Annotated in this window: 21 protein-coding genes; 8 read left to right on the plus strand and 13 right to left on the minus strand. The window is 34.5% G+C overall.

Annotated features, from left to right (window positions below; translation table 11 throughout):
• Positions 1–16 precede the first annotated feature (16 nt).
• The 3 genes from ITJ86_RS07400 to metG form a co-directional block, all read right to left on the minus strand.
• Positions 17–724, minus strand: coding sequence for an OmpA family protein (locus tag ITJ86_RS07400; protein WP_195870998.1), 708 nt, complete (start codon positions 722–724; stop codon positions 17–19).
• Positions 725–728: 4 nt separating this feature from the next.
• On the minus strand, positions 729–1,199 hold the full coding sequence (locus tag ITJ86_RS07405; protein ID WP_195870999.1) for a lipocalin family protein: 471 nt from the start codon (positions 1,197–1,199) through the stop codon (positions 729–731).
• 170 nt (positions 1,200–1,369) lie between these two features.
• Positions 1,370–3,460, minus strand: coding sequence for a methionine--tRNA ligase (gene metG / locus ITJ86_RS07410; protein ID WP_195871000.1), 2,091 nt, complete (start codon positions 3,458–3,460; stop codon positions 1,370–1,372).
• 284 nt (positions 3,461–3,744) lie between these two features.
• On the opposite strand from metG, the gene ITJ86_RS07415 reads away from it, so the two are divergent.
• Complete coding sequence (locus ITJ86_RS07415) at positions 3,745–4,770, plus strand: S66 peptidase family protein (protein WP_195871001.1); 1,026 nt, start codon at positions 3,745–3,747, stop codon at positions 4,768–4,770.
• Positions 4,771–5,111: 341 nt separating this feature from the next.
• Here the strand turns inward: ITJ86_RS07415 and ITJ86_RS07420 are convergent, their stop codons facing one another.
• Positions 5,112–5,414, minus strand: coding sequence for a hypothetical protein (locus ITJ86_RS07420; RefSeq protein ID WP_195871002.1), 303 nt, complete (start codon positions 5,412–5,414; stop codon positions 5,112–5,114).
• Positions 5,415–5,616: 202 nt separating this feature from the next.
• On the opposite strand from ITJ86_RS07420, the gene ITJ86_RS07425 reads away from it, so the two are divergent.
• Positions 5,617–5,976 (plus strand): YraN family protein, encoded by a 360-nt coding sequence (locus tag ITJ86_RS07425; RefSeq protein WP_195871003.1) that lies wholly within the window; start codon positions 5,617–5,619, stop codon positions 5,974–5,976.
• Between the two features lie 143 nt (positions 5,977–6,119).
• Here the strand turns inward: ITJ86_RS07425 and nadD are convergent, their stop codons facing one another.
• The 4 genes from nadD to ITJ86_RS07445 form a co-directional block, all read right to left on the minus strand.
• The gene (nadD, locus tag ITJ86_RS07430; RefSeq protein ID WP_195871004.1) at positions 6,120–6,698 is read right to left on the minus strand and encodes a nicotinate (nicotinamide) nucleotide adenylyltransferase; all 579 of its coding nucleotides are present in this window, start codon (positions 6,696–6,698) and stop codon (positions 6,120–6,122) included.
• A gap of 74 nt (positions 6,699–6,772) precedes the next feature.
• The gene (locus ITJ86_RS07435; protein ID WP_195871005.1) at positions 6,773–7,735 is read right to left on the minus strand and encodes a D-2-hydroxyacid dehydrogenase; all 963 of its coding nucleotides are present in this window, start codon (positions 7,733–7,735) and stop codon (positions 6,773–6,775) included.
• Between the two features lie 158 nt (positions 7,736–7,893).
• Complete coding sequence (gmk, locus tag ITJ86_RS07440) at positions 7,894–8,484, minus strand: guanylate kinase (protein WP_195871006.1); 591 nt, start codon at positions 8,482–8,484, stop codon at positions 7,894–7,896.
• 51 nt (positions 8,485–8,535) lie between these two features.
• Positions 8,536–9,393: a YicC/YloC family endoribonuclease gene (locus tag ITJ86_RS07445; protein ID WP_195871007.1), complete on the minus strand. Its 858-nt coding sequence runs from the start codon at positions 9,391–9,393 to the stop codon at positions 8,536–8,538.
• Positions 9,394–9,514: 121 nt separating this feature from the next.
• Between ITJ86_RS07445 and ITJ86_RS07450 the strand changes: the two genes are divergently transcribed.
• Positions 9,515–9,994 carry an acyl-CoA thioesterase gene (locus ITJ86_RS07450; protein ID WP_195871008.1) on the plus strand — a complete coding sequence of 160 codons (480 nt, stop codon included), beginning with the start codon at positions 9,515–9,517 and terminating at the stop codon, positions 9,992–9,994.
• A 62-nt stretch (positions 9,995–10,056) separates the two neighbouring features.
• Here the strand turns inward: ITJ86_RS07450 and ITJ86_RS07455 are convergent, their stop codons facing one another.
• The 4 genes from ITJ86_RS07455 to ITJ86_RS07465 form a co-directional block, all read right to left on the minus strand.
• Positions 10,057–11,193: a peptidogalycan biosysnthesis protein gene (locus ITJ86_RS07455; protein WP_195871009.1), complete on the minus strand. Its 1,137-nt coding sequence runs from the start codon at positions 11,191–11,193 to the stop codon at positions 10,057–10,059.
• Between the two features lies 1 nt (position 11,194).
• Positions 11,195–11,323 (minus strand): hypothetical protein, encoded by a 129-nt coding sequence (locus ITJ86_RS17445; protein WP_262897299.1) that lies wholly within the window; start codon positions 11,321–11,323, stop codon positions 11,195–11,197.
• Positions 11,324–11,402: 79 nt separating this feature from the next.
• Positions 11,403–11,756, minus strand: coding sequence for an arsenate reductase family protein (locus ITJ86_RS07460; protein WP_195871010.1), 354 nt, complete (start codon positions 11,754–11,756; stop codon positions 11,403–11,405).
• A 12-nt stretch (positions 11,757–11,768) separates the two neighbouring features.
• Entirely contained in the window at positions 11,769–12,488 is a 720-nt protein-coding gene (locus ITJ86_RS07465) for a DUF3298 and DUF4163 domain-containing protein (protein WP_195871011.1), read from the minus strand.
• A gap of 137 nt (positions 12,489–12,625) precedes the next feature.
• Between ITJ86_RS07465 and ITJ86_RS07470 the strand changes: the two genes are divergently transcribed.
• Positions 12,626–13,768 carry a cystathionine gamma-synthase gene (locus tag ITJ86_RS07470; protein WP_195871012.1) on the plus strand — a complete coding sequence of 381 codons (1,143 nt, stop codon included), beginning with the start codon at positions 12,626–12,628 and terminating at the stop codon, positions 13,766–13,768.
• Between the two features lie 72 nt (positions 13,769–13,840).
• On the opposite strand, the gene ITJ86_RS07475 is transcribed toward ITJ86_RS07470, so the two are convergent.
• Entirely contained in the window at positions 13,841–14,626 is a 786-nt protein-coding gene (locus ITJ86_RS07475; protein WP_195871013.1) for a THC0290_0291 family protein, read from the minus strand.
• Between the two features lie 316 nt (positions 14,627–14,942).
• Between ITJ86_RS07475 and gdhA the strand changes: the two genes are divergently transcribed.
• The 4 genes from gdhA (at position 14,943) to ITJ86_RS07495 (ending at position 21,979) form a co-directional block, all read left to right on the plus strand.
• The gene (gene gdhA / locus ITJ86_RS07480) at positions 14,943–16,286 is read left to right on the plus strand and encodes an NADP-specific glutamate dehydrogenase (protein ID WP_195871014.1); all 1,344 of its coding nucleotides are present in this window, start codon (positions 14,943–14,945) and stop codon (positions 16,284–16,286) included.
• 127 nt (positions 16,287–16,413) lie between these two features.
• On the plus strand, positions 16,414–18,798 hold the full coding sequence (gene porZ / locus ITJ86_RS07485; RefSeq protein ID WP_195871015.1) for a type IX secretion system anionic LPS delivery protein PorZ: 2,385 nt from the start codon (positions 16,414–16,416) through the stop codon (positions 18,796–18,798).
• 2 nt (positions 18,799–18,800) lie between these two features.
• Positions 18,801–19,520, plus strand: coding sequence for a DNA repair protein RecO (recO, locus tag ITJ86_RS07490; protein ID WP_195871016.1), 720 nt, complete (start codon positions 18,801–18,803; stop codon positions 19,518–19,520).
• Positions 19,521–19,591: 71 nt separating this feature from the next.
• A complete protein-coding gene (locus ITJ86_RS07495) occupies positions 19,592–21,979 on the plus strand; it encodes a TonB-dependent receptor plug domain-containing protein (RefSeq protein ID WP_230080247.1) in 2,388 nt (795 codons plus the stop codon).
• The last annotated feature ends 93 nt before the right edge of the window (positions 21,980–22,072 follow it).

Raw genomic sequence — 22,072 nt, forward strand, 5'->3', positions numbered from 1 at the left:
GATTTAACAAAAGTTATTAATTAGTACCAGCTTCTTGCTTCGCTTCATTAATCATGGTTTCGTTAGGTACAATGGCGATATTCACACGTCTGTTTTTTGAACGTCCTTCAGCTGTACTGTTATCGTGTGTAGGTTGTTCTTCGCCATACCAATGGGTGGTGAATCTTCCATTACTTAAGCCTTTGCCCATTAAATAATTGGTTACAGCTTCGGCTCTGTTTTTAGATAAGGTCATGTTGTACGCATCATTACCTGAACTGTCGGTATGACCAACAACTAAAATATTAGTGTCTGGATATTCTATAAATACATTGGCTAAACTGTTTAGTGTTTCTTGTGACTTGGCATTAATATTATATTTTTCAGTTGCAAAATACACTCCACTTTGTTCGTCAAAGGTTAATACAATACCATTATCAACACGTTCAACCGTTGCGCCTGGAATTTCATTTTCAATTTCTTGGGCTTGTTTGTCCATTTTATTACCAATTAAAACACCAGCACCTCCACCTACAACGCCGCCAATAACAGCACCTAATTCGCTATTATTACCGTCGCCAACGTTATTTCCAATGATGGCACCTAATAAGGCTCCACCAGCAGCTCCAATGACTCCACCTTTTTGTTTGTTGTTAGCATTGTCTACAGCCTTACAGCTTGTCATTAATACTAAAAGTAATGATAAGGTTATGGCTAAATTCGATTTATAATTCAATAATTTCATGGTTCTATAATTTTGTAAAGTTCATTGTAATGGTGATGGGCTTTCCATCTAAGGTCACTATTTGTTGCCACTGCATAGCGGTTTCAGAAAGTGATGTGAGTTCTAATCTGAATCCTGAATTAGTTTCAGATTTACCTTTTTCGTTAGTAGGTTTTAATAAAAAATTATACAAGCCCGTGTCTTCGTTTACTTCGTCAATTGTAAATACGAAATAACGTTGGTCGGTAGCGCAAGACATGCCCGAGAGTGTATAAACACCTGTGTTGTTATTGGGGATAAATTGCCATGAGCTGTTTTCAAAACAAGCTTTGTTGGCATCGTTAAGCAATGTGATTTTTATGTCACCAATAGCTGATGAGGTTACAGATGTTAGAGTCCAGTTGCCTTTAATTACTTTTTTAGATTGTCTCACTGTTTTTGAAGCGCCACAAGCTAAAAAGCAAAAGGTTAATGCTATTAATGCTAATTTTTTCATAGTATTTGGAGTTATGATTTATGGTCAAAATTACTAAAAGGATAGGTGAGCGATTACTTGTAAAGAAAAAATAATTGATGCATTAGCAAAACTAAAACGATAAAAATGGTTCTATTTTGTTCACCAAACAAAATAGAACCAAACAATTAAATGTACAAGTTAAATTGTAATTAGCTTATTTGAAGTCCGTTAGTTACGCCGTCTTTACCTGTGCTGAGCGCAGTGGAAGTATCAGGATTTACAAACACCAAATTACCATCGTCGTCTTCAGTCATTAAAATCATCCCTTGGCTCTCAACACCTCTTAATTTTCGTGGTGCTAGGTTGACTAAAACAGTGACGCGTTTTCCAACTACATCTTCAGGTTTAAAGCTTTCTGCAATTCCTGAAACAATAGTTCTGGTATCAATACCTGTATCGACTTTTAAGACTAAAAGTTTTTTAGTTTTAGGCATTTTTTCAGCTTCGAGAATAGTACCAACACGTAAATCTAATTTGGTGAAATCTTCAAACGTAATTTCTTCTTTTTGCGGTTCAGCTACTTTATTAGCAGCTTCGTTAGCTTTTTTACTCGCGATTAATTTTTCTAACTGTGCTTCAATTTGCGCATCTTCAATTTTAGAGAATAATAATTCGCCTTTGCCTATTTTATGGTTGGCAGGTAGCAGTAACGCTTTAGAGCTGATATCATCCCAAGTGGATTCCGCATCAAGTTCGGAATGACAAAGGATTGATTTTAGTTTATTAGACGTAAACGGTAAAAACGGTTCAGATAAAACGGCTAAAGCTGAAGCGATTTGTAAAGCTACAAACATCACCGTTTTGGTACGTGCTTCGTCAGTCTTTACAGTTTTCCATGGTTCTTCGTCTGCTAAATATTTGTTTCCTAGTCGTGCTAAGTTCATTAATTCTTGGCTCGCTTCTCTAAAGCGGTAACGCTCTATAGAACTTGAAATGACAGCAGGATAAGCTTTTAAGGCTGCCAACGTTTCTTCATCTATAGTGTTATATTCTGAAGGTTCAGGAATAACGCCATCATAATATTTATTGGTTAAAACAACCACACGATTGATAAAGTTTCCGAAAATAGCTACCAATTCGTTATTGTTTCTTGCCTGAAAATCTTTCCAAGTAAAGTCGTTATCCTTAGTTTCTGGTGCATTTGCGGTTAAAGCATAACGCAATACATCTTGTTGATTTGGGAAATCGACTAAATAATCTGGTAACCAAACGGCCCAGTTTTTAGAGGTCGATAATTTTTGACCTTCTAAATTTAAAAATTCGTTTGCAGGTACATTTTCTGGTAAAATATAAGAGCCTTCTGCCTTTAGCATCGTTGGAAAAATAATACAGTGAAATACAATATTGTCTTTTCCTATAAAGTGAACCAGTTTAGTATCGTCGTTTTTCCAGTAATCTTCCCAGTTTTTACCTTCGCGAGCTGCCCATTCTTTGGTAGAAGAAATATAACCGATTGGTGCATCGAACCAAACGTAAAGCACTTTGCCTTCGCCACCTTTTACAGGTACAGGAATTCCCCAATCTAAATCTCTGGTTACCGCTCGTGGACGCAAACCGTCATCTATCCAGGATTTCACCTGACCGTAAACATTAGGTTTCCAATCTTTTTTATGGCCTTTTAAAATCCATTCACGCAAAAATTCTTCGTGCTTGTTTAAAGGTAAAAACCAGTGTTTAGTTTCTTTAAGAGTGGGTACATTGCCTGTTATTGCCGATTTCGGATTAATTAAATCTGTGGCGTTTAAACTCGACCCACAGCTTTCGCATTGGTCGCCATAGGCTTCTTCATTACCACACTTAGGGCAAGTTCCGGTTACAAAACGGTCTGCTAAAAACTGATTCGCTTCAGCATCGTATAATTGTTCGGTAACTTCCTCTACAAATTCATTTTTGTCGTAAAGTGTTTTAAAAAATTCTTGAGCGGTATCGTGATGAACTTTCGCAGTGGTACGTGAGTAATTGTCTAGTGAAATACCAAAATCTTCAAAAGATTTCTTGATGTTCGCATGGTATTTATCGACAATGTCTTGAGGTGTTACACCTTCTTTTTTAGCTTTTATTGTAATTGGCACACCATGTTCATCACTTCCACAAATAAAAGCGACATCATTTCCAGTTAGTCTTAAATAACGTGCGTAAATATCTGCAGGAACATAAACGCCTGCTAAATGTCCGATATGAATTGGGCCATTTGTATAAGGTAAAGCTGCGGTTATGGTATATCTTTTTGGTGTGCTCATGGATTTTTTATTTAGTCGTTCTGAAACGTGATGCCTTTGTTTTAGGTGTTCAGAAAGACAAGTGTTTTCACTAATTACAAGCTACAAAAGTAATCATTATTACGCCGAATTAGAAACAGGCATTTGCAAATTTTAAACATTAATATTTCAAGGATATAGTTAGGAATACATAATACTTGCCTGAAACCATTTTCTAAGTTCTGTGTTTTAACTTTATACTTAGAATAGGAATCAAAAAATTTGAACGTCTAAAAAAAAATGTACTTTTACAAAAAGCCCAATTTATGACTTTTAAACCTTATGTAATATTGCTTATTGTTGCCGTGATTTTTAGTGTAAATACTGATGTCCACGCTCAGAATGCAATTGATAATTCTTCTAAAATGACTTCAAACTTAATACAACCACCATATTTAAAAGCTGGCGATACGGTTGCTATCGTTGCGCCTTCAGGAATTTTAAAAAGTAGAGAAGGGGAGGTACAGCAGGCTGTTGCACTTTTAAAAGATTGGGGTTTGCATGCGGTTGTAGGTAAAAATGTTTTTAATCAAGGGAATCATTTTGCAGGAACCGATGATGAGCGTTGTGAAGATTTACAAAATGCCATGGACGACCCAAGCATTAGTGCGATTTGGTGTGCAAGAGGTGGATACGGAACAGTTAGGATTTTAGATAAATTGAATTATACCAAATTTAAGAAAGATCCAAAATGGGTGATAGGGTATTCAGACATTACAGCCTTACATAATCAGGTTCATAATGAAGGGTTTCAGTCTTTGCACGCCTTAATGTGTGTGAGTTTAACTAAGAACTTAGAGGATATAAAAGAAACCGTTTCAACGTTTAAATCGGCCATTTTTGGTCAGCCAGAAGACTATGCGTTAAAAGGCTCTAATTATAATAGAGTAGGCGAAACATCTGGCGAATTGGTAGGTGGAAACCTCACCATATTGCATACCATGTTAGGTTCTAAAGAAAGTATTGATACTGCCGGAAAAATTCTTTTTATTGAAGAGATTGGCGAATATAAATATCATATAGACCGTATGCTTCAGAGCATGAAACGTGCTGGATATTTTGATAACTTAAATGGTCTTGTGGTTGGTGATATGTCTAGAATTCGAAAAAATACAACGCCTTGGGGAACTTCTATTGAGCAGTTAATTTTGGATGCTTTAGATGATTACGACTTCCCTATAGCGTTTAATGTGCCAGCAGGACATGAAAAAGATAATAGAGCTTTGGTTTTAGGACGTACTGTGGATTTGAAAGTAGGTAAAGGCACAGCGACTTTAAAGTTTTCAGAATAATCTTTTTTGAAGTTTATAAAATAGAATCGCACCTAAAAAATAAAGGAGGATATCTATAACATCAGTTGTGTAGCGTGTGTTTAGTAGTGGCATTAACCATTCAAAATAGATTGAAAAATAAATGGTGAGTCCTAAAACCACAGTGAGTGGTACATATAGGGTTTCATTTTTTTTGATGATTCGCACTATTGCTAAACAGGAGCTTAAAACAATGGGCATGCACAGAAAGTCATTAACATAAAAACTTATCCAGTTTGGTAATGTTAGCTGTAAACGTTGGACGCTATAAATTGCAGATGCTACTAAAACACTGAAATAGAAAATAGGATGTTTTAAAATTTTCATGCCGCAATTGCTGAAAACACCCAAGCAATAAACATACCTATGGCAATAAACCCCATCCAAATAGAGTGGAAGACTCTAACAAAAACACGAACAACTAGATAGCGATGATCTTTGTATTTGTTGTAAAACGAAGGTGATTCCTCTTTTTGAATACGCTCGCGTTCACGACGTTCTTTTTCTGCTTTTTCAAATGCTAGTTCACGCCTTTTTTTATAAGACAAAAGTGTATTGCAGTTGGTGCAGTACGCTTTATTTGTGTTATAGATACCACAATTTGGACATTTAATATGACTAGCCATTTTATAGCGTTTTCTTATATAACAAAGATATGGCTATTTGTAGGATTTTATGTGCTTAAAACAAAGATGCTTTGACTCAGATTACATAGTGCTAACTTTGAATCTAACAATTTTGTATCTTGATGCAAACTGCAAAACACTATTAGTTTTATAAAAGTCATCCGTATCGAGGTGATTATTGAAAGCGATAGAATACGAAATCATGGCACAACACAACGAACTTGGTAAATTAGGTGAGCAATTGGCAACAGATTTGCTTATTAAAAAAGGGTATGAAATTATCGTTCGGAATTATGTGTTTCAAAAAGCTGAAATTGATATTATAGCTAAGCACAATAATTTAATGGTTTGTGTAGAAGTGAAAACACGAAACTCTGACTTTTTTGGTGATCCACAGGATTTTGTGACACCAAGCAAAATTAAATTGTTAGTAAAAGCGATGGATGCTTTTATAATTGAAAATGATATCGATTTAGAAACCCGATTTGATATCATTGCTGTTTTAAAGAATAAAAAGAAGGAACAGTTAACGCATTATGAGGATGCTTTTTATCATTTCTAAATTCCCGTGACAACGGGAATCCTATGAATAATAATGGAATTTTCATGGTGTATACTAATGCTTTCAAAAAGTTTGAGACAGATTATGTCCAAACTTTAATGATCTAGGTTTTTCTTCATGAGATTCCTGCATCCGCAGGAATGTTACCTATAAAAACTCATCTCATCAATAAATTGCCATACGTTTTCAGGTAACATAGGACGTACATTTTTACCATCCTTAATTTCATTTCTAATAAATGTGGATGAAAGCTCCATAATTGGTGCATCAATTTTTATAACCTTAGGATGATTATTGAATTGCGTGTCTATTTTGCCTTCAGATATTCTTGGATAGACATAAATATTATGGTTTTCTAAAATGAGTTCATAATTTTTCCACTTATGAAAACTTTTAAGATTGTCTTCACCCATAATTAGAGCAAACTCATGTTTAGGGTATTTTTCAAACAGATACGTGAGCGTATCGATGGTGTAATTTGGTTGCTTTAATCCAAATTCTATATCGCTTGGTCTTAGTTTGTCGTAGTCTTTAGTGGCTAAATGAACCAATTCTAAACGGTGGTAATTATCTAACATGCTACGCTTTTTCTTAAACGGACTTAATGGTGTTACCACAAACCAAATTTGGTCCATATCGCTATGTTCAGCTAAGTGATTTGCAATAGTTAAATGCCCAACATGAATGGGATTAAATGTGCCAAAATAAAGTCCGATTTTCATAGTTTGCTATCTGCTAAAAGGTTTAATTTGTAGTGGTTTTTATACTCTTGTAATCCATTTATATCCAAGATTGGCTAATTTACAACATTCATAGGGTTGCCTTCTAAATAAGATTTTAAATTTTCAACCGAAGTTTGCATCATTCGTTGTCTTGAAGCTTTTGGTGCCCAAGCAATATGTGGTGTAATGATACAGTTTTTGGCTTTTAACAATGGATTGTCAGCTTCAATAGGTTCGGTTGAGACCACATCAACAGCTGCTCCGGAGATTTTCCCTGAGTTTAGGGCATCTTTTAAATCGTCTTCTATAATTAGTCCTCCTCGCGATGTGTTTATGAGCATCACTCCATCTTTCATTTTGTCTATGTTGGCTGTGTTTATAATGCCTGTTGTATCATTGGTTTGCGGACAATGTAAGCTAATAATGTCTGAGGATTTTAATAATTCATCTAAAGCAACATATTTGCATGTTTCGGATTCTAAATCTGAATTTTTACTGCGATTATATGCTAAAATATTTAAACCAAAGGCTTGTGCCATTTTAGCTGTAGCTTGACCTATTTTTCCAAAACCGATAATGCCTAGCGTTTTTCCGTCTAGTTCTATGAGTGGACTGTTCCAAAAGCAAAAATCAGGTGCTGCTGTCCATTCACCATCGTTTACAGCATCGGCATGTTCGCCAATATGATGACAGAGTTCAAGCAATAAAGCCATCGTAAACTGGGCAACAGCCTGTGTGCCATACGTTGGCACATTAGTCACTGTTATGGCTAGAGATTTAGCAGCTTCAATATTAATATTGTTATAGCCTGTTGCTAAAATTCCTACATATTTTAAATGCGGCACTTGAGTTAAAACTGATTTTGACAAGGGTGTTTTATTGGTGAGCACAATTGTGGCATCGCCTATGTTTTTTATAATCGCTTTTGAATCAAATTCGGTACGATCATAAACTTTTAAATCGCCAAACTGACTGATGCCTTCCCAACTTAAGTCGCCTGGATTTAGCGTGTATCCATCAAGCACAACAATTTTCATTTCGTCATCTTTAAAATTACAGGTAAATTTAAAAATAAAAATTAGGGGAACAATGCTCAGTTTAACCAATTAATGAGGTTCTAGTTAAGCTAAACTGTTTCACCACGACTTTGTCATGTAAGACAATAATCGGAAAATGTTTTAAAAAGGAAAAAGGGTTATTTGTTTATAAAGTCAGATACCAGCTTATGGGCGTTTTCTAAGGCTTTGTCTAAGTCAGAATTAACCACAATCTCATCAAAAAGTGGTGCTGTTGCTAATTCTGCAGGTGCTTTAGAAACACGCATACTTATTTTGTCTTCACTTTCTTCGCCGCGTTCTTTTAAACGTCTTACCAATTCATTTAAATCTGGTGGTTTTACAAAAATAGCGAGTGTTTGTTCTGGGAATTTTCGTTTTATACGAAGTCCTCCAGACACATCAATATCAAAAATAACATGTTTGCCTTTGGCCCAAATGCGTTCAATTTCTGTTTTTAAAGTGCCGTAAAAATTATCTCTATAAACCTCTTCCCATTCTAAAAACTCATCGTTTTTAATTCGGTTTTTGAATTCTTGAAGCGATAAATAATAATAGTCTTTTCCGTTGATTTCATTACCACGTTTTTCGCGAGATGTTGCCGAAATTGAAAATTCTAAATTAAGTTCTTGCTGTTTTAATAAATGACGAACTATCGTTGTTTTTCCAGATCCCGAAGGTGCTGAAAACACAATGAGTTTACCTTGTATTTCGTTTTTGATTTCTGACACTTTTGAATTGTTTTTTACTGATGAAAACGGTGAGTAAGACTTTAAATTAGTTTAAAGCACATTCAACATTTGTTCCTTAATTTTTTCGAGTTCATCTTTCATCTGAACTACTAATTTTTGCATTGGAGCATAATTAGATTTAGAACCTATAGTATTGATTTCACGACCTATTTCCTGAGAAATAAACCCAAGTTTTTTTCCGTTCGAATCTTCCGAATTTAACGTCTTTATAAAATAATCTAAGTGATTATCGAGTCTTACTTTTTCTTCTGTGATATCAAATTTTTCTATGTAATAAACGAGTTCTTGCTCAAAACGGTTTTCATCAACCTTTTCCTTAATGTCAGCAATACCTTTTTCTAATCGCGCTCTAACACCATCAATACGCTCCGGATCCATAGCAATAACATCTTCTAGTAATTCTTTAAGCGTCGCTATTCTGTCTGTAAAATCTTGATTTAAAGTTTCACCTTCATCTTTTCTGTAAATGACAATATTAGAGATGGCTTCATTAATTCCATTACTAATAAGCGTCCATTCTTCTTCATCTATATCATCGCGCTCTGTAGTTACAGCATCTGGCAAACGAATGGCCATTTTTAATAACTCAGTTGTATCGCCATCGACGACTTCTTTGAGCTGTTTAATGTATTCATTTACTACGGTTTTGTTGATTTTAGAGCTAGTATCTTCACCTGTAATTTCTACATAAAGTGAAAAATCTACTTTTCCGCGCACTAAATGTTTGGCAATAAGTTTTCGTATATCTAGTTCTTTTGCTCTATACATAGAAGGCATACGAGCATTGAGGTCTAAGTTTTTACTGTTTAGAGATTTTAATTCTATAGATATTTTTTTGGTTGGGAGCTGTAATACAGATTTCCCATAACCTGTCATAGATTGTATCATTAAGATGATGATTTTTAATTGCGCAAAGGTACAAAATTGAATGGTTTTAAATAGTTTAGAATTCAACCGATTCTCACAACAGACTTTTATAACTTTGCAGACTTAAATTGAGAACAAAACTATGTACAAGAAACAATTTGAAATTCGTTGGAGCGATGTAGATGCTAATGGTCATTTAGCCAATTCTGCTTATACCAATTTTATGAGTCATGCGAGGATGTCTTTTTTCGCTGAAAAAGGTTTTACAATGCCAGAAATTATGAAGTACAACGTTGGTCCTGTGGTGTTTTATGAGCATATGTATTATTTTAAAGAATCGTTTTTGGGCACTCCAATTACAGTAACTATTGAAGTTTCTGGATTAAGTGATGATGGTATGTTGTTTATGTTTGAACATAATTTTTATAACCATAAAGGTGAAAATTTAGCCTACTGCGAAATGCAAGGTGCTTGGATTGATTTAAAAGCGAGAAAATTAACTGCTTTACCAGAACCTTTATTAGAATTAGCACATAAATTTCCGAAGTCTGAAGGTTATAAGGTGTTGACTAAAGAAGATACGCGTAAACATGGAGTACGACCGAAGCCTATGAAAATATAAGGGTTTATTTAAAGAAGAAGTAAGGTTATATGTCTTAGCTATGACAAATATAATTTGCTTTTTTATTTAAATACAGCATGCTGTTTGAAAGATTTAATCTGAACATTCTTTATAAACGGTTTTAAAATTTGATTAGGTAAGTACCGTTTGTGTTTGCAGTAACATGTTAGTGTTTCTGGTTTTGCTCCGAGTGTACTTTTTATTTCAGAAGCCGTTCTGCCTAAGTTAATTTGAGTCGACTTTGTTGCAATTCCGAGTCTTACATAATCATTTAAGATTCTTGGGTAAATGGCAAATTCTTTGTTTTTGGAATAATCAATGCCAATAAAATGGGCATCGAGATTTGTATCGTTTTGCATGGCAGACAAAAAGCCAACTAATTTTTCATTGAGAAAATAGCCCTTCACTATAAATTGATCTTTAAAGGTTTTTTTAAGATGAACGTACGTGTCAAGATTTAATATTTGAGCGTTAAAGTTAGCATTGTCAATAGTGTTTTGATACAATTCCTGAAGCGCATCTTTATGTATTTCTATATCCTTTACAGAAAATAATTTGGCAACTAATGTGTCACTTTTAGCGTCTGCTCTATTTGCTTTTACTCTGTATTTAGATTTTAAAGCATTGGTGTAAGCTTCAAAAGACTGCCATTCTGGTTTAAGCGTTATGATCATATTAGGTTCAACTTGCATGGCAGCATAGTTAAAATCTTCTAAATGATTCGTGATAGGAAGTGATTCGTCTTTAAAATCTTTCACAAAAACAGCCATTAATTTTTTTGTAGAATTTGTTACCTGTCTTACGCCCTTGGCAATGGCTTTAAAGGTTTCAACCTTATCTTCTCCTTCTTTTATAAACGTACCATATTCGCCACTTAAAAACACATTACCACAGAATAATACTCTAATTTCATTATTGCAAAACATATTGTTTACGGCACGTCTAACTTTATCTGATGTTATCGTAATATTTTTAGTAATCGTTTCAATACCAATCGTTACAATTTGCGTATTGGCAAAGGCAATGGCGTCGTTGTTTTTTAGTATGAAAATATAATTAAATTCAATGTCTGTATTAGCACGTTCAAAGGCTTTTAAAAAATCAGGTGAATAGTAAATGTTTGTACAACAGTTGACACTATTCCAGTAATTGTTTGGAATAGCATCTATAGTTTTGAATATTGCTGTTTTTAAAGACAAATTAAGTGTTGTTATAATCTTTACGTTCTATCTTTTCTTGAGGTAACCAAATGCTAATGAGCCAAAACAGAATGGCAGCACCACCAAATCGCAACACGGTTAGTAACGAATGGTGATACAAAATTATCATTCATTACGGTGTTGTAAAAGTAAAATTAAGGCCACACAACAATCGCACCATTAAAAGTGCAAAAATTGCAAATCACCTGCTAACCATGAATGGCGTGTTTTGCAGCTTCAACCGTTTTCTTAGAATTACCTATAAATAGTTGGTTGTTGTATACAATAACAGGTCGTTTTAGAAACGTATAATGTTCTAAAATATAGTTTTTATAATCGTCTTCGGATAGTGATTTGTCTTTTAATCCCAGTTCTTTGTATAATCTTGCACGCTTGCTAAACAGATTTTCATAACTGTCAGTAAGGCGTCGCATTGTTTCAATTTGAGAGGTGGTAATAGCATCGGTTTTTATATCTTGAAGTTGAAATTCTTCAGGTAGGTTGAGCTCATTTATAATTCGAGTACAGGTATTACAACTGCTTAGGTAGTATATTTTGTTCATAGTCAACGCGAGTTAATTTATCTTTAAATATGGTTCTGCTTCATTATAAGGAATCATAAATTCTGTATAACCTAAATCGTAAGAAGCAACTTCGTAAACGTTGTAGATTAAAACTAAACCTTCTTCACTAAACCCTATGTTTTCTGGTAGGTGAAACGGTTCTCCAAAGAAAAAATTCTCAATAGTTAATTGATCTTTGTTTTGGTCTAAAGACGAGATAAACTGGGATTTTGCTACTGATGTAAAGCCATCGATATCGTTGATAAAATCATTGAGTTCAATGGTTTTTCCACTTTTGGCATCAAGGTTTAATAGCTTTATTTTATCGTTTCCATGCGCACCACCTTTAAATTCATACGTGCTGATGGCAATTGTAAGTACATCTTCAGATTGATAAATAAGTTCTGTTTCAATATGAAGTTCCCAAACCGGTTCGGTTATTTCAGTAAATTTATTTTTAAAACTTAGGTATTCTTCATTAAATGCTTTTAAAACCTCTTTTAAATTAGTCTTATTTTCAGGTGTATTTAGAGTTTCAATTATTGCATTTTCAACGTTGGTGTTAATGGTATTACTGAGTTCACTGTTTCCAGTTGCTTCGCTGTAGATTGCTGAAATTTCGGCTTCATAGGTTTCTTCGATTGAAATGGTGTCAAATGTCGCAGGCTTAAATTCTGAAGTACATGAATTTAATAGAAGGCCAATTATTAAAAATAGAATAATGTTTTTCACAGTAGTTGAGCTTATGTTTTATAAACAATAAAGGTATTGTATAGATTTGAATAGAACGAATTATCCGTTAAATTTGTTATGATACAGAAGCGATAATTCTGTTAATTTTTGAATGGGTTACCTTTAATATAATTATTATGAAATTTAATACAAAAACCATACATGGAGGACAAAAACCTGATAAGGCTTATGGTTCTATTATGCCTCCTGTTTATCAGACCTCTACATTTGCACAATCTACACCTGGTGGACATAAAGGTTATGCGTACGCACGCTCTGGAAACCCAACGCGTCATGCTTTGGAAAATGCTTTTGCCAGTATCGAAAATGGTACACATGGTTTAGCATTTAGTTCAGGATTAGCTGCAATCGATGCTGTTTTAAAATTGTTAAAATGTGGTGATGAGGTTATTTCCACTAATGATTTATATGGTGGAACTTATCGTTTATTCACCGAGATATATGAAAACTTTGGTATAAAGTTTCATTTTATAGGTATGGAAAATGCTAATCACATTGAAGACTATATTAACGATAACACAAAACTGATATGGGTAGAAACACCAACCAACCCAATGCTAAATATTATAGATATTGAAATGACCGCTAAAATTGCAAAGAAACACGATGTTCTTTTAGCTGTAGATAACACCTTTGCGACTCCTTATTTGCAACGTCCTTTAGATTTAGGCGCCGATATTGTGATGCATTCGGCCACCAAATATTTAGGTGGTCATAGTGATTTGGTCATGGGAGCATTAATGGTTAAGAATAGCGATTTAGCGGACCGATTGTATTTTATTCAAAATGCAAGTGGTGCCATTTGTGGGCCACAAGATTCTTTTTTAGCCTTAAGAGGAATTAAAACTTTGCATGTTAGAATGCAGCGGCATTGCGAAAACGCAAAAGCTGTGGCGACATATTTATCCAAACACCCTAAAGTTGAATATGTATATTGGCCAGGTTTTAAAAATCATCCCAATCATACACTTGCCAGCGCTCAGATGAGTGGTTTTGGTGGTATGGTTTCGTTTACGACAAAAGGAAATAATTACGAAGCAGCGATTAGAATTGTTGAGCATCTTAAGGTATTCACCTTGGCCGAGTCACTTGGAGGTGTAGAGTCCTTAGCTGGTCATCCGGCAAGTATGACTCATGCTAGTATTCCAAAAGAACAACGGGAAAATATTGGTGTTGTAGATTCGTTAATTAGATTGAGTGTTGGTATAGAAGATGAGGATGATTTGATAGCCGATTTAAAACAAGCATTGGATAAATAGACTAAAGAATATCATATTAAAAAAGACCAAATCGCGGGATTTGGTCTTTTTTATATCTGTTATATTGAAGGTTTAGTCAAATAAGAAAATGTAACCAACATTTAACCAAACTAACCAGTCATTTGTTTTATTAGAATCTAATTGGTGGTCTAATCCGTCTGTATAATCATCAAAAAAGCTTTGAATTCTTAAATCTACTATTAAATGTGAAATAGGACTCATATTGTATCGTACTCCTACGCTACCAACTACGGACCAAGTTGACCCATTAGTAGCATCTATAGAGCCTGGTTCCCAACTAGGATAAAAGTTGTTTGAATTATCAGGGTTCTGGTCACCGTATGTGGTTGATACATCAGGATTATAAAACACGTAATGTACACCTAAACTTGCGAATGGCCCAAATCTATCCCCTCCACGATTTAAAGCTCCTGTACTCAGTGGAAAGTACTCAAGTTGAACTCCTAAGTCGAAATTTTGAGATTCCCCAGAATGCGCTCTTAGTTTATCTGCCGCAACACTTGTTCGGCTGTCATCAACCCATTGCCCATAATGATTAAGTCCTGTTTTGTTCCAGGACAATTCGGCACGAATTTTAAAATGGTTAGTAAAGTAGTTGTTTCTAGAATACGAATAATAGTTAGCGAGATAGTCAAAGTTCATAAAATAAACAAGACCAATTCCAAACCCTACATTACCTGTGTTAGTTTCAAAGTCGTAACGCTCACCAAAGTCAGATTGATAAGCAACAGGACCTGCAATAATCCCAATTTCATGCGAAAAGCTTTGAGAAGAACTCAATTGCATTGCAAAAAGCAATAAAAATGCAATGAATAATTTTTTTATTTTTAATGTCATGTAATTTTGAAAATTGATGCTTTTACCAAGCAAATATATAAAAACTCGATAAACTACCAAATAAAACCGACAAAATGCATGTTTTTGTTTTTTTCATAAAATTTAACCCCTTTTCGATTTGAACAAGAATGATTACAATATCACATTTACTATATTGATATGTGTCTAATTACTAAAGTAATAAGGAAGCCACAATATATCAAAATATTCTTACAATTACCTGTTTTAAATAAAATATCGTAAAGTTTTCACAAAAATAGATTATTATTTAGAATTGGTATACGAATTATTTAATTTCGATAATAAATAAATACAAATGAGAGACAAAATTGATAGGTTTTTAGCAGAAGTAAATGCCAGAAACAGTCATGAGCCAGAGTTTTTACAAGCCGTTCAAGAAGTCGCGGAATCCTTAATACCATATATAGCACAACATAAATTATACAGTGGAAAAAACATTTTATTAAGAATGGTTGAACCTGAACGCTTAATTGCTTTTAGGGTGAGTTGGGTTGATGATGCGGGAGAAATTCAAGTTAATAGAGGTTATAGGGTTCAAATGAACTCTGCTATTGGTCCTTATAAAGGAGGTTTACGTTTTCATCCCTCTGTTAATGCAAGTATTTTAAAATTCTTAGCTTTTGAGCAAGTATTTAAAAATGCCTTAACCACATTGCCAATGGGTGGAGGAAAAGGCGGTTCGGATTTTGACCCAAAAGGAAAGTCAGATGGTGAGATTATGCGATTCTGTCAGGCCTTTATGAGTGAATTATTTAGACATATAGGACAGTTTACAGATGTTCCGGCAGGTGATATAGGAGTAGGAGCACGTGAGGTTGGTTATATGTTTGGAACTTACAAAAAACTAAAAAATGAATTTACTGGTGTATTAACGGGTAAAGGGCCAACTTGGGGAGGCTCACTAATTAGACCTGAATCTACAGGATACGGAACGGTTTATTTTGCGCAAAGTATGTTAAAGTTAAAGGATGACGCAATCAAAGATAAAACGGTTGTAATTTCTGGATCTGGAAATGTAGCACAATATGCAGCTGAAAAAGCAATAGAATTAGGAGCAACTGTACTTACTTTATCCGATTCTAGTGGCTATATTGTTGATGAAGATGGTATAGATTCTGAGAAATTGAAGTTTGTTATGGATCTTAAAAATGTAAAGCGCGGTAGAATAAGAGAATATGTTGATCAGTATCCAAATGCTAAATACTATGCAGATGAAAGGCCTTGGTCTGTAAAATGTGATATCGCGCTACCATGTGCGACTCAAAATGAGTTAAATGCTGAAGAGGCAAAACAGTTAGTAGGAAATGGTTGTATCTGTGTAGCTGAAGGGGCAAACATGCCTTCAACTCCCGGAGCTATCCATGAGTTTCAAAAAGCTAAATTATTGTTTGCTCCAGGTAAAGCGTCAAATGCAGGAGGCGTAACCACATCTGGATTAGAGATGAGCCAGAACTCATTGCGTTATAGTTGGTCTAGAGAAAAAGTAGATGAGCGCCTAAAAGGCATTATGCAAGACATTCACGACTCTTGTGTAGCATATGGAAAAAACGAGGATGGTTCCATAGACTATATTAAAGGAGCAAATATCGCTGGTTTCGTAAAAATTGCGGATGCTATGTTGGCACAAGGTGTCGTATAATCAAATTTAAAAAAGTATATTTTCAAGCTTCTGTATTCCTTACAGGAGCTTTTTTATGACATAATATATGATAAGCGTATAATTTATCGTTAGTATTAAATATATTTGAACAAACCTTATTTCTTAAATGAGTAACACTGTTTTTAAAATCTTTATTCTGGTATTTGGACTTACGGCTTCATGTTATAGTCAAGATTTCACAGCATTATGGCAAGGTCATTATTCCTATAACAATATAGTGGACGTCGTTAGTGGTAATCATACCCTATATGCTGCGGCTCAAAATGCAGTTTTTAAATATGATACACAAACCAATGAGATCACAACTATTACCTCTGTTGAAGGCCTTTCAGGTGAGCAAATTACTACCATTTATTACAGTGAATTGTATCAGTATCTGCTTATTGGTTATGAAACAGGATTAGTAGAGATCTATTCTGAAACCGACAATTCAGTATTATCTGTTGTCGATATATTAGATAAACAAAATATTACTCCTGTAAATAAAGGGATTAATCATTTCTTTGAGAATGAAGGCCTAATATATATATCTACAAATTATGGGGTTTCTGTTTATGATTTAGAACGCTTGGAGTTTGGTGACACATATTTTTTAGGTAATGGAGGATCTCAGGTCACTGTAACTCAGGTTTCAATTTTAAATAATGAAATTTATGCGGCATGTTTAGCTGGTAATGGTATAAAAAGAGCCGATTTAAACAATCCTAATTTAATAGATTATCAGCAATGGCAAACCGTTATAATGGGTAATTATTATACTATGAATACGATTAATAATAAATTGTATTCAGTACGTGATAATCGGGTGCTTTACGAAATAAATGGAGCTACAATAAATACGTTGTTTACATTTCCGGTATTGCCTCTAGACGCTGATATGTCAGACTCTAATTTGGTGTATTCAACTTCAAATACGATTTATGTGTATGATGAAAACCTAGGACTTGTCAATAGTTTTCAGCCTACGGAAGCATTTGATTCTAATTTTACTTCAGCAGTTAGTTTAGATGATTCTATATATATAGGTACGGAAGCCTTTGGAGTTCTAAACAATTCAATTTCTGCAGTAGGAGAGTATTCTGAAATTAAACCTAATGGTCCTTTATTTAATGAAACCTTTAGGCTTAATGCAGAATCTGGTGTGGTTTGGTCTAGTTTTGGGGATTATACAGAGGATTTAGTTCCAAGTCCAGTTAGAAGTAGAGGTATAAGTTATTATAGAAATGAAGTGTGGGAAAGCATTCCGTATGATAGTCTATTAGGAGGTAGAAACTTGTCTCAAATAGCCGTGAATCCTTTTGTTTCCAATCAAGTCTTTGTGAGTTCCTTTCAAGATGGTCTTCTAGAATTAAATGATTTTGAACCCACCATTTTATATGATGAAACCAATAGTGGTTTAGAATCTTTAGTATTACCAGGATCTCCTAATTTTAGGAGTTTAAGAGTTTCGGCTACGGCTTTTGATAGAACAGGATTGTTGTGGTCGCTATCTTCGTTGTTATTTGAACCTTTAAAATCGTATGACCCAATTACTGGCAATTGGAATAGTTATGATTTTTCGAGTATAATACAAGACGCTATTCGCGATGAGTTTGGCTATTTTGATCTTGCCATAGATAATAATGGTACCAAATGGATTGGAGCTTATACAAACGGAATTTATGCTTATAATGAAACAGTAAGTAATAATCCGCTTCGAAATATTAGAACCGAAGAACAAGGGTTGCCGTTTCCGAGAGTGAATGCGGTTGCTATAGATAATAGAAATCAACTTTGGGTAGGTACATTTACAGGCCTTAGAGTACTTTATAATACATCGGGTTTTTATGAAGATTCTAATCCAACCTTAAGTTCTATAATTATTTTAGAAAATGGTATTGCAAAAGAATTGTTAGAAGGCGAAACCATAACCGATATTAAAGTAGATGGTTCTAATAACAAATGGATTGGTACGGTAGATTCTGGCGTGTTTTACTTTTCACCAGATGGGCAAACAACTATATATCACTTTACCAAAGATAATTCACCATTACCATCTAATAGAATTAACGATATTTCCATAGACCCTAATGATGGCACTGTATATATCGCAAGCATAAAAGGTTTATTATCTTTTAAGGCAGGTGGTTCTAAACCAGGCAATACGTTAGAGGATGCTTTTGTGTATCCAAATCCTGTGCGTCCAGAATACAACATTCTTGGTTTTAACGACCTTAACGATATTAATAAAGGGGTTAAAATAAATGGCTTAACAGAGCGTGTAAATATAAAAATCACCGATATTGAAGGGAATTTGGTCGCCGAAGCCCAGTCTAATGTTAATTTAAGATCGTCTAATTCCAATTATAATTTTGCCATAGATGGTGGAACAGCTATTTGGAATGGTAAAAACCTTGCGAATAATGTGGTGAGAACAGGTGTGTATTTAATACTGATTTCAGATTTAGACTCTTTTGAAACCAAAGTGCTTAAAGTGCTCATAGTCCAATAAACATGCTTTCAAAAAACAACAGCATTGTGCTTTCTAAATTAAAATATAGAGATCACGACCTTATTGTTAAGTGTTATACTGAAGAACGAGGCGTTGTAAGTTATATGCTAAGAGGTGTTTTGAAATCTAAAAAAGGACTATCAAAAACGGTTTATTTTCAAGCCTTATCTCAACTTCAAATAGAGGAAAATTACAAACCCAATCAGTCGCTTCATTTTATTAAAGAGACGAAGTTTAATTACATCTATAAAAGTCTTCACACTAACATTTATAAGAGTTCAATCGTTTTATTTTTATCCGAAATTCTTTCCAATGTGTTGAAAGAAGAAGAAAAGAATGCCGATTTATTCCATTTTATAACCGCTTCACTTCAGTATTTAGATAATGAAGATCAGTTTTCAAACTTTCATTTATTATTTCTATTAAAGCTTACACGATACTTAGGGTTTCAACCTGAAAATACAGATCATCACTATCCGTTTTTTAATTTAGAGACTGGAGTTTTTGAAACGTCCAATCATGGTATCTACTCTGTTTCGGGTGAAAATTTAATACTACTAAAACAACTGTTAGGCACAAGTTTTGATGCACTAAATACCATAACCATTAAAGCAAAACAACGCCAAGAGTTTTTAAATCTATTGTTGCATTATTTTGAATTACATTTGGGAAGTTTTAAAAAGCCCAAATCTTTACAAGTGCTTAACGCGGTTTTTCATTAAGCCGAATTTACCAAAATTTTATAATGATTGTGAGTTCACAAGTGAAACGCAATAGCGTACATACATGTTTAATGTTTCTTTTTTTACAATTAACCTTTGGTCAAACGGTTACTGTATTAGAAGCCGATAGTCAGATGCCTATTCCTGGGGTTGCTGTTGTTAATGATATAAAAAGTAAAACGGTTATTACTGATTCTAAAGGAGAAGCGTCTTTGTCTGGTTTTAGCGATAACGAACTCATCTATTTTAAAGACTTTTTATACGAAGATAAACACTTCACTAAATCTGAAATTGCCAACAAGAATGGGGTTATTTACCTCACTCCTAAAGTGGAAGGTTTAGATCAAATCTTAATTTCTGCGTCTAAGTTTGAACAACATAAACGCGATATTCCACAAACCATAGTTAATGTGAGTGCCAAGGATATTGCCTTGTCTAATCCGCAAACCAGTGCCGATTTATTAGAAAACACAGGTAATATTTACATTCAAAAGAGTCAGTTAGGTGGTGGAAGTCCTATGATAAGAGGGTTTTCTACCAATCGGCTTTTAATTGCAGTCGATGGTGTACGAATGAACAATGCTATTTTTAGAGGTGGTAATCTTCAAAACGTCATTGCTATAGATCCGTTTTCGGTACAACAGACCGAAGTTACGCTTGGAGCAGGTTCTGTAGTGTATGGTAGTGATGCTATTGGAGGAGTTATGAGTTTTTATACCAAAAAACCTCAGTTTTCTGAAACCGATGATTTAGATTTTAGCGCTAATGCTTTAACACGATTTGCATCTGCAAATAACGAAAAAACAGGCCATTTAGACTTTAATTTAGGGTATAACAATTGGGCGTTTTTAACAAGTGTTAGTTATACTGATTTTGATGATTTAAGAATGGGAAGCCATGGGCCAGACGATTACTTGAGACCAGAATACGTTACGCGGCAAAATGGTGCGGACGTTATTGTTGCCAACTCAAACCCTAAAGTGCAAGTACCAACAGGTTACGATCAAATTAATTTGATGCAAAAAGTACGTTATAAATCGTCTGATGATTTGGATTTTGATTTAGGCTTGTATTTTTCTACAACCTCAAATTATTCTAGATACGATAGACTTATTCGTTACCGAGACGATGTGTTGCGTTCGGCAGAATGGAATTACGGTCCACAACAATGGTTTATGGGTAATTTTCAGTTCACTAAACTGAGCAGTAGTTCTAATTTGTATGATAAAATTCAAACGACTTTAGCGTATCAAAATTTTAAAGAGAGCAGAGAAGATCGCGATTTTCAATCTTCTATTCGTGCAATTAGAGCGGAATCTGTGGATGCCATTTCATTTAATTTAGATTTAGAAAAGAAATTGCACCCTAAAACAAGTCTTTTTTATGGCATGGAATATTTGCATAATACAGTACATTCCGATGGTCATGATAAAAATATTGAAACTGGAGACAATTCAGTGAGTCTTACACGCTATCCAGACGGCTCTACTTGGCAGTCTGCTGCGGCTTATGCCAGCTTAAAATATAAACCTAATTCTAAATTTGTATTTCAGTCTGGACTTCGTTATAATCAAGTGATTGCTAAGGCCGATTATACCGAGAACAATGTGTTTTTAAATTTACCGTTTGATGATGCTGAGGTGAATACTGGGGCCTTAACAGGTACAGCGGGAATTACATGGTCGCCAAGCGATTTATTGCAATGGAAACTTAATGCAGCAACCGCCTTTAGAGCTCCAAATATAGACGATATCGGTAAGGTGTTTGATAGCGAACCTGGTGCTGTTGTGGTACCGAATAAAGATTTAAAAGCAGAGTATGCGTATAGCGGAGAGCTAGGTTTAAAATTGAATTTTGAAAATAAAGTTATTATAGATTTAGCCACCTATTACACCTTTTTAGACAATGCATTAATCCGAAGAGATTATAAGCTTAATGGTGACACTGAGATGGTTTATAATGGCGAAGCGAGTACCATCCAAGCGATACAAAACGCTTCAAAAGCCTGGATTTATGGATTTGAAGCCGGAATAGAAGTCAACTTTACAAAACAATTACAACTACGTTCGCAATATAACAGTATTGGTGGAACTGAAGATAATAATGGTGTAGAAGAACCTATAAGACATGTGGCACCAAGATTTGGGCGTACACATTTGGTTTGGAAGAAAAACAAACTATTATTTGATGCTTATCTAATCTATAACGATGAATTGTCCAATAATCAATTAGCACCTTCAGAAACGTCTAAGGATTATATCTATGCATTAGATGCTAATGGAGATCCTTATGCACCTTCTTGGCACACGCTTAACTTTAGAACGCAATATCACTATAATGAAAGGTTAAGTATTACAGCGAGTTTAGAAAACATAACGGATCAACGTTACCGACCGTATTCTTCTGGTCTATCTGCAGCGGGTAGAAACTTAATTTTAGCTTTAAAATACACACTTTAATACCTTCAAACTGTAATTGCATTGCACTAATAGGTGTGTTTTGTATTATCACTTCTTATTGCCGAGGTTACTACGGACCTCACACGGAGTATC

This window comes from Winogradskyella marina (assembly GCF_015645385.1).
Taxonomy (GTDB): domain Bacteria; phylum Bacteroidota; class Bacteroidia; order Flavobacteriales; family Flavobacteriaceae; genus Winogradskyella; species Winogradskyella marina.